Annotated in this window: 6 protein-coding genes; 2 read left to right on the forward strand and 4 right to left on the reverse strand. The window is 44.7% G+C overall.

Annotated elements, in window-relative coordinates:
• Position 1: 1 nt before the first annotated feature.
• The 3 genes from BHV83_RS04375 to BHV83_RS04385 form a co-directional block, all read right to left on the reverse strand.
• The gene (locus BHV83_RS04375; RefSeq protein ID WP_009275773.1) at positions 2-787 is read right to left on the reverse strand and encodes an amidohydrolase; all 786 of its coding nucleotides are present in this window, start codon (positions 785-787) and stop codon (positions 2-4) included.
• 135 nt (positions 788-922) lie between these two features.
• Positions 923-1,471, reverse strand: a complete 549-nt coding sequence (locus BHV83_RS04380) for a 1-acyl-sn-glycerol-3-phosphate acyltransferase (protein ID WP_008778223.1) — start codon at positions 1,469-1,471, stop codon at positions 923-925.
• A 2-nt stretch (positions 1,472-1,473) separates the two neighbouring features.
• Positions 1,474-1,764, reverse strand: a complete 291-nt coding sequence (locus BHV83_RS04385; RefSeq protein WP_005854588.1) for a C2H2-type zinc finger protein — start codon at positions 1,762-1,764, stop codon at positions 1,474-1,476.
• A gap of 128 nt (positions 1,765-1,892) precedes the next feature.
• On the opposite strand from BHV83_RS04385, the gene BHV83_RS04390 reads away from it, so the two are divergent.
• Complete coding sequence (locus BHV83_RS04390) at positions 1,893-3,551, forward strand: glycosyltransferase (RefSeq protein ID WP_122144354.1); 1,659 nt, start codon at positions 1,893-1,895, stop codon at positions 3,549-3,551.
• A gap of 73 nt (positions 3,552-3,624) precedes the next feature.
• Positions 3,625-6,195: an alpha-glucan family phosphorylase gene (gene glgP / locus BHV83_RS04395; protein WP_005864633.1), complete on the forward strand. Its 2,571-nt coding sequence runs from the start codon at positions 3,625-3,627 to the stop codon at positions 6,193-6,195.
• Positions 6,196-6,410: 215 nt separating this feature from the next.
• Here glgP and BHV83_RS04400 read toward each other — a convergent pair whose 3' ends face one another.
• The gene (locus tag BHV83_RS04400; protein WP_005864631.1) at positions 6,411-7,793 is read right to left on the reverse strand and encodes an OmpP1/FadL family transporter; all 1,383 of its coding nucleotides are present in this window, start codon (positions 7,791-7,793) and stop codon (positions 6,411-6,413) included.
• Between the last annotated feature and the right edge of the window lie 322 nt (positions 7,794-8,115).

Here is an 8,115-nt window from a genome sequence, read left to right on the forward strand (position 1 = left end):
ATTAGAAGTCAATACTAAATCCATCCGCATCCTTCCACGCCGGGAACTTAGCCCGGAACTCATCCAGCTCGCTCTTCTTCAAGGTACATGTCCGGGTGATTTCCTCTCGTTTTCCGGCATCAGCCAATTTCTTTCCTTTTGCGTTATAAATCATGGAATCCCCTCTGAAAAGAAAACCTTTCCCATCTACCCCCACACGGTTCACGCCACAGACATAAGCCATGTTCTCGATGGCACGTGCATGCAGCAATGCCTTCCACGCCTTCTTCCGGGCCTCGGGCCAATTGGCTACATAAATCAAAAGATCATATTCGTTATTCACGTTGCGGCTCCAAACCGGGAAACGCAAGTCATAACAAACCTGCAAACAGATATTCCAGCCTTTATAAGGCACGATCAGACGTTTGTCGCCCGCCGAGAAATGCTTGTCCTCTTCCGCCATACGGAACAAATGACGTTTATCGTAATAATACTCCTCTCCTTCCGGAGTGATGAAAAAAGCCCGGTTGTAGAACTTTCCGTTATCTTTCGCGATAAAACTTCCAGCCACGGCCAGTTTATATTTCTTAGCCCATTCCTTTATAGTCGGTACAGTCCGTCCATCCATCGTATCGGCTTGTTTCTCTACGTCCATGGAAAATCCCGTAGTAAACGTCTCCGGCAATACCGCTAAATCGGTTCTTCCACTAACACGGCGCAACAGTTCGCCATAATAACCCAAGTTCTCTTCACGGTCTTCCCAAATGATATGGGATTGTATCATACTGATACGTAAGTCTTCAGTCATAGAATAAAGATATTAAGGTAATAAAAAGACATATTGTGACAAGGAAACAGTTTCATGGTGAAGAAACGGTAGTTTCTTCATAGCAAAACTTTTGTTTTCCTATAGCAAAACTCTTATTTCTTCACCATGAAACTCCTATACCTGTACGAAATTCTCAGGATGGCAGGCAGTAACTCCCCGATACATCTCTCGTATCGTATGGATATCTTTATCCACATCACCTGTCGGATAAAAAACACCTTTCGTACCCACCTCTTTCTTTCCATAATCAAAATAAGCCACCACGATCGGCACGTTCGCTTTCAAAGCGATAAAATAGAATCCTTTTTTCCATTCCTTGGCCCGCTTCCGGGTACCTTCCGGTGTGACGGCCAATTGAAACCGCTCACTGGTCTTGAAACGTTCCACCATCTGATCGGTCACCGACGTACGTTTACCACGATCCACCGGAACACCTCCCAGCCAGTTAAACAGCAAATTAAAAGGGAAAAAGAACCACTCTTTCTTAATAAGGAAACCAGCGTTACACCCGATCGAGGTATAAAAAAGTTTCCCTACAATAAAATCCCAGTTACTGGTATGCGGAGCCACACATACGATACACTTCGGCAAATCCACGCCATCCACCGGGCCCAGCTTCCACCCCGCCATACGGAGTATCGCCTTACTAATTGCCTTCTTCATGCCTATTTGTCCTTGCTCAACTCTCCTATCTCGTCGGCGATAGCGTTAACCTCGTTTTGCAAGTCCTCTCTTAATTTGCGATAATAATTCCGTACGAGAGCCTTGTTATCCTTGCCGTCGGGGTGTCCGGCACGAACGATATAACTATCTTGCATATCTAGGATACGAGCCATCAAAGCATCCGCTTTCTCTTGATTTACTCCGGGTATATACAATTTGCAAACCAGCGCTTCCGTGAACAATTCACCAGCCACGTAGCTGATCTCTTTCTTTAAAATTCTTCTTTTAGCCATAATTATTTCATATTTAATTATCCACAAATATAGAACATATGTTATTAAATACCGAGGAAAGGCCAAGAAAAAACATAAAATGAATTATCTTTGCAGCGGTGAAATCATTGATTATAAACAAATCAAATATGAACGAAATGATAAAGACGCCAGAGTTTCTCTTTGAAAGCAGCTGGGAAGTCTGTAATAAAGTGGGAGGTATTTATACCGTACTATCGACAAAAGCTCATACGCTTCAACAAATTTTTAACGACAAAGTAATATTCATCGGTCCGGATGTGTGGGCAAACACAACCGCTCCCGATTTTACGGAAGACGCATCTTTGTTTGAGGATTGGAGAAAGCACGCCGAGGCAGTAGATCACTTGAAAGTTAAGGTTGGTCGCTGGAACGTACCGGGTACCCCCCCTGTTATACTGGTAGATTTCAAGTCCTACTTCAGTGAACGAGACGCCTTTTTCTATTCTATGTGGGAAAATTTCCGAGTTGACTCCATCCACGCCTACGGCGATTACGATGAGTCTTGTATCTTCGCGTATGCGGTCGGTAAGGTAATAGAGAGTTTCTATCACTTCTACAAACTGGAAAACAAGAAAGTCGCCGCCCTATTCAATGAATGGATGTTGGCGATGGGAGCGCTTTACATTCAAAAGCAAATCCCTGCCATAGCGACACTTTTCACGACGCATGCCACATCGATCGGACGCTCTATCGCCGGTAACAACAAAGCGTTATACGCTTATATGGACGGTTACAACGGCGATCAGATGGCTAAGGAGCTAAACATGGAGGCCAAGCATTCCGTAGAGAAGCAGGCCGCCCATTACGTGGATTGCTTCACGACCGTAAGCGATATCACGGCCCGTGAATGTAAACAGTTATTGGATAAGGCACCGGATATCGTTACCCCGAACGGCTTTGAGCCCAACTTCGTACCCGAGGGTAAGGAATACGCTAAAAAGCGGAAGGAGGCACGTCGTACATTAATTAATGTAGCGGAGAAATTATTGGGCTGCTCCATCGACCCGAACGCTTTGCTGGTTTCCACCAGTGGCCGCTATGAATACAGAAATAAAGGTATCGATGTCTTCATCGAGGCGATGAACCGTGTACGTACGTCCGGACGCCTGCAGCGTGAGGTCGTCGCCTTTATCATGGTACCGGCTTGGGTACGTGCTGCCCGTGCGGATTTAAAAGAGGCGATCGAGCAGGACATAAAGACGACCTCTCCGCTTCAAATCCCTTTCATTACGCACTGGTTGCATAATATGCCAGAAGATAAGGTCTTGAATTATATCAACCACGCCGGCTTCACGAACGCAGCATCCGAAAAACTAAAAATCATATTCGTTCCTTGTTATTTGGACGGTAAAGGAGGTATTTTCAATAAGACCTATTATGATATGCTGATAGGGATGGACGCTACCGTATATCCTTCCTACTACGAGCCGTGGGGATATACCCCGCTGGAAAGTATCGCTTTCGGTATACCGACGATCACGACCAATCTGGCCGGTTTCGGTATGTGGGCGAAGAAAACGATATCCGGAGATAACCTTAGCGAAGGCGTAGAGGTTATTAATCGTACGGATTTCAATTATTTTGAGGTAGCGGACGCTATCATGAACTCCATCCTGGCTCTCAGCCAAAAGGATGCTACGGACATCGAGGAAATCAAACAGCGTTGTTTCGATCTCGCTCGAAAAGCTGAATGGAGCAAGTTTATCGACTATTATCTGACCGCATTCGACATCGCCATAAAGCATGCCGAGGAAAGAAACAGCTAAATATTGCTCATAATTAATAAGATAATGCTATCTTTGCACTCGTTTTTAGACAAACACTTTAAACTTCACGATAATGAAAATTAAGGCGAATAACGCAAACAGTCCTATTTGGAAGGACGTCTACTCACATTCCAAGCTTCCACAACAGTTGGAACCACTTAATGAGATCGCTACGAATCTTTGGTGGGTATGGAATCATGAAGGCGCTAAACTATTTGGCAAGATCGACAAACAACTTTGGAAATCCACAGAAGGTAACCCTGTACAGCTATTGCAAAGCCTTTCACACAAACGTATGGAAGAGATCTTAGCAGATAAGGAGTTAATGGCTGAAATCCAAAAGGTATACGCTGATTTCAAAGCTTATATCAATGTAAAACCCGACAAGACACAACCGTCTGTAGCCTACTTCAGCATGGAGTACGGTTTGACCAATGTATTAAAGATTTACTCAGGTGGTCTGGGAGTATTAGCCGGTGACTACTTGAAAGAGGCCAGCGATAGCAATATCGATTTATGTGCCGTAGGTTTCTTGTATCGTTACGGATATTTCACACAGACTTTGTCCATGGACGGTCAGCAGATCGCCAATTACGAGCCGCAAAATTTCAATGCCCTGCCGTTGACTCAGGTATTGCAGTCGAACGGAGAGCCAATGGTATTGGAAGTTCCTTATCCGGGCAGAACCGTTTACGCTCATATCTGGAAAGTTAGCGTAGGTCGTGTACCTTTGTACTTAATGGATACGGATATACCTCAGAACAGCGAATGGGATCGTTCCATCACGCACCAATTATATGGTGGCGACTGGGAGAACCGTATGAAACAAGAGTATTTGTTGGGTATCGGTGGTATCATGATGCTGAACAAGTTAGGTATCAAGAAACAGATTTATCACTGCAACGAGGGACACGCCGCTTTGATCAACGCTCAGCGTTTGGTAGACTATATCCAGAACGACGGCCTTTCATTCAACCAAGCGTTGGAGGTAGTTCGTGCTTCCGCTCTCTATACGGTACACACTCCGGTTCCGGCAGGTCACGATTACTTTGATGAGGGTTTGTTCGGACGTTACATGGGTGAGTTCCCCGGCAAGTTAGGTATTAGCTGGCAAGACTTCATCGATATGGGACGTGAGAACCCGGGCTCTAACGAGAAATTCTCCATGAGCGTATTCGCCTTGAACACTTGCCAAGAGGCTAACGGCGTAAGCTGGTTGCACGGTAAGGTTTCTCAGCGTATGTTCGCCCCGGTTTGGAAAGGTTACTTCCCGGATGAACTGCACGTTGGTTATGTAACGAACGGTGTGCACATGCCGACTTGGGCCGCTACGGAGATGAAGAAATTCTATGCGGATAAATTAGGCACGAAGCTTTTCGAGGATCAATCAAATCGCAAATGTTGGGAAGGAATCCAGAATGTATCCGACGAGGAAATCTGGAATCTCCGTATGACCTTGAAGAATAAATTGATTGATTACATCCGTGTTCAATATAAAGATAGCTGGTTGAAGAACCAAGGTGATCCTTCTAAGGTAGTTTCCATCCTTGAGAAGATCAATCCGAATGCCCTATTGATTGGTTTCGGTCGTCGTTTCGCTACTTATAAGCGTGCGCACTTGTTGTTCACGGACTTAGACCGTTTGGCCAAGATCGTTAACAATGAGAAGTTCCCGATTCAGTTCGTATTCACCGGTAAGGCTCACCCGGCTGATGGTGGTGGTCAAGGTTTGATCAAACACATCGTAGAGATCTCTCGCCGTCCGGAGTTCTTAGGAAAGATCATCTTCTTGGAGAACTACGATATGCGTTTGGCCCGTCGTTTGATCTCCGGTGTAGACGTATGGTTGAACACGCCGACTCGTCCGTTGGAGGCTTCCGGTACTTCCGGTGAGAAAGCCGAGATGAACGGTGTATTGAACTTCTCCGTTCTTGACGGTTGGTGGTATGAGGGTTACGTAGAAGGCGCAGGTTGGGCATTGACCGACAAGCGTACTTATGAGAACCAGCAATACCAAGACCAATTGGATGCGGCTACGATCTACCATTGCTTGGAAACTGAGATCATCCCGACTTACTACGCTAAGAACAGCAAGGGTTACTCTCCGGACTGGATCCAATATATCAAGAACTCTATCGCCAAGATCGCTCCGGATTATACGATGAAACGTATGTTGGACGATTATGAGGATCGTTTCTATCACAAATTGGCTACTCGTTCCGCTCATATTTCCGCTAACAACTACGAGATCGCTAAGCAATTAGCTGCTTGGAAAGAGGAAGTTGCGCAACATTGGGATAGCTTCCAAGTGGAATCCTTCACTTGCGACCAAGATTTGACGGTGAACGGCCCGGTTGTAGGAAAAGAATACAACTTCAATTTGGTAATCGACCGTCATGAACTACAAGGTATGTTAGGTGCTGAAATGGTTGTCATGAAGGAAGATCCGGAGAAACACACGCTGTCACCAATCAATACCGCTCAGTTCGAGTTGATGAAGGAAGAAGGCTCCAAGTTATTCTTCAAGTTAACGACCACTCCTTCCGAGGCTGGTAACCATAAGATGGGCTTCCGTGTATATCCTGTAAACAAGGAGTTGCCTCACCGTATGGACTTCGCTTATGTACGTTGGATTCAGTTATAATCGGCAACAAGTAAAACAAATAATCAAAAAAGAGGGTGCGTCATGCACCCTCTTTTTTTATGCCATACCCAGCTATGCTTTACAGCGACTAAAACCTATGGTTACGAGCCGTAAAGCATAGGGTTTCATATAGTCCGTGAATACCCATGAATCAAAAAAAGGAAGCCGCACGACTGGCAGCTTCCTTTTTCAATAGGATACGAATATTTTCAAGCTTAGAAAGCGTAGTCCAAACTTAATCCGAACACCTTGTTGGTGCGGCTATACACATTCTGCCCAGGAAGTCCCGTGCCGCAGTAGTTGTCCATCTTCTTGGTATAATCGTGGTAAGTTGTCCACATATATCCCACGTTCAAAGCCATTTTTTCGCTCAACATCACTTTAGCACCAAAGCCCAGCGAATAAGAATCGCAGGAGAAACTAACATCACTTTGGAAATTATCAGACAAACCATAATCTGTAATTTGAGCGCCACCGCTAATGGTCAATCTCTTGACAACATCCCACTCTATACCAAACAGATACTCATTCGTACCTCTTTCCAGTTCCTTCTGCTTTCCACCGGCCATTCCCGCCTTCTTGTCATCGAAGAAGTGATACTCAACAGAAGCCTTCAACATGGGCAAAAACCGATAAGAAGCTGCCACCGAAAGCATGGAAGGAATATCGTTCGGCGTATTTACACCATGCTTATAAGGGCCAACCAAATCTTCCGCACTGTCGGGATAATCCAACTTCTTGGTATTGTTTTCGATGTTCAAGTTCGTCTTAAACTCATATTTAGCTCCGAAATTGAATTTACCATATTTGACATCGACACCCAAAACCGGTGTCAACCCCCAACCTGTCTGGTCGCAATCCAAAGCCAGGTTCATTAAATCCGCTCCACCAAAATTCTGTTTTAATTTTGCATCCAGATACCCGTCATAGTTTCCTGAGAAATAGTTCATCCGGCCACCGGCAAAGGCAGAAAGCCAATCCGTGATCTTGTATGATAGGCCAAGTTGTAGGGAATAAATATACTGTTTTCCGTCCATCGCACTGTTAATAGTATACATATCCGGCGTGACGATGGGACTTTGACCGCCAGTCTTTATATATTTCGCTACACTTTCCTTGAAGATACCGGCCATAGCAGCCGATTCGAACATTGGCAGGCCATCGTCAAACGAAGCCTTACCACCTCCACCCGTAATGGCAAAGAAACCGGAGATCGTCCAATCACCTTTTTTGTAAGCCGCAAAAACACTCGGAATCACGGGAGCGGCTGCCTTTCCTTTGTAATACTTTTTATAGGGAACGTCGCTCACTGTCGGCACCTTATTCACTGGGTCGAAACCATTGTATGTACTGAAAGAGGCATCAATATCCCGGGTCTGGAAAGCACTTTGGATACTCACACCAACGCGGAAACCGTCTGTCGGCAAAAAAGAAAGACCCGCCGGGTTTGACAAAGCGCCGTCTATATCAATTGCAGCACCTCGCGAAAGTGACCTTAAAAAGGCTGCATGCTGATTCGTATTCGTCAAATATCCTCCAGCGAAAGAAACCAAAGGCATCATCATCAATGCCGCACCTAATACTACTTTTTTCTTCATGTTTTACTTTTCTTGATTACAAAACGGTCGCAAAGATAAATACTTTTTTCAAACACTGCACACTTTTAACAAAAATGTGCCGCACAAAACAGCAAATACTGTGCAAACACATAAGACTAATTAACAATAGAAGAGCCGCAAAGGTAGTAACGTGAAATCAGGTATTAGTTATAATCAAAAAGAATCATCCTAATCAGAAAAGGATATATACAGCAAGTACTAAAGAAGATATACTTACTTTACCCAAAAAGATATACTACAAGTGCCAAGTAAGTATAACTTTGACTATGCCTAAATTTACTTCACAGATTTTACTGTTATT

The sequence above is a fragment of the Parabacteroides sp. merdae-related_45_40 genome, assembly GCF_001915675.1.

Excerpts from the sequence above, each read along its gene's own strand:
- BHV83_RS04380 (WP_008778223.1), bottom strand. The coding sequence starts at position 1,471 with ATGAAGAAGGCAATTAGTAAGGCGATACTCCGTATGGCGGGGTGGAAG.
- glgP (WP_005864633.1), top strand. The coding sequence starts at position 3,625 with ATGAAAATTAAGGCGAATAACGCAAACAGTCCTATTTGGAAGGACGTC.
- BHV83_RS04375 (WP_009275773.1), bottom strand. The coding sequence starts at position 787 with ATGACTGAAGACTTACGTATCAGTATGATACAATCCCATATCATTTGG.
- BHV83_RS04390 (WP_122144354.1), top strand. The coding sequence starts at position 1,893 with ATGAACGAAATGATAAAGACGCCAGAGTTTCTCTTTGAAAGCAGCTGG.
- BHV83_RS04385 (WP_005854588.1), bottom strand. The coding sequence starts at position 1,764 with ATGGCTAAAAGAAGAATTTTAAAGAAAGAGATCAGCTACGTGGCTGGT.
- BHV83_RS04400 (WP_005864631.1), bottom strand. The coding sequence starts at position 7,793 with ATGAAGAAAAAAGTAGTATTAGGTGCGGCATTGATGATGATGCCTTTG.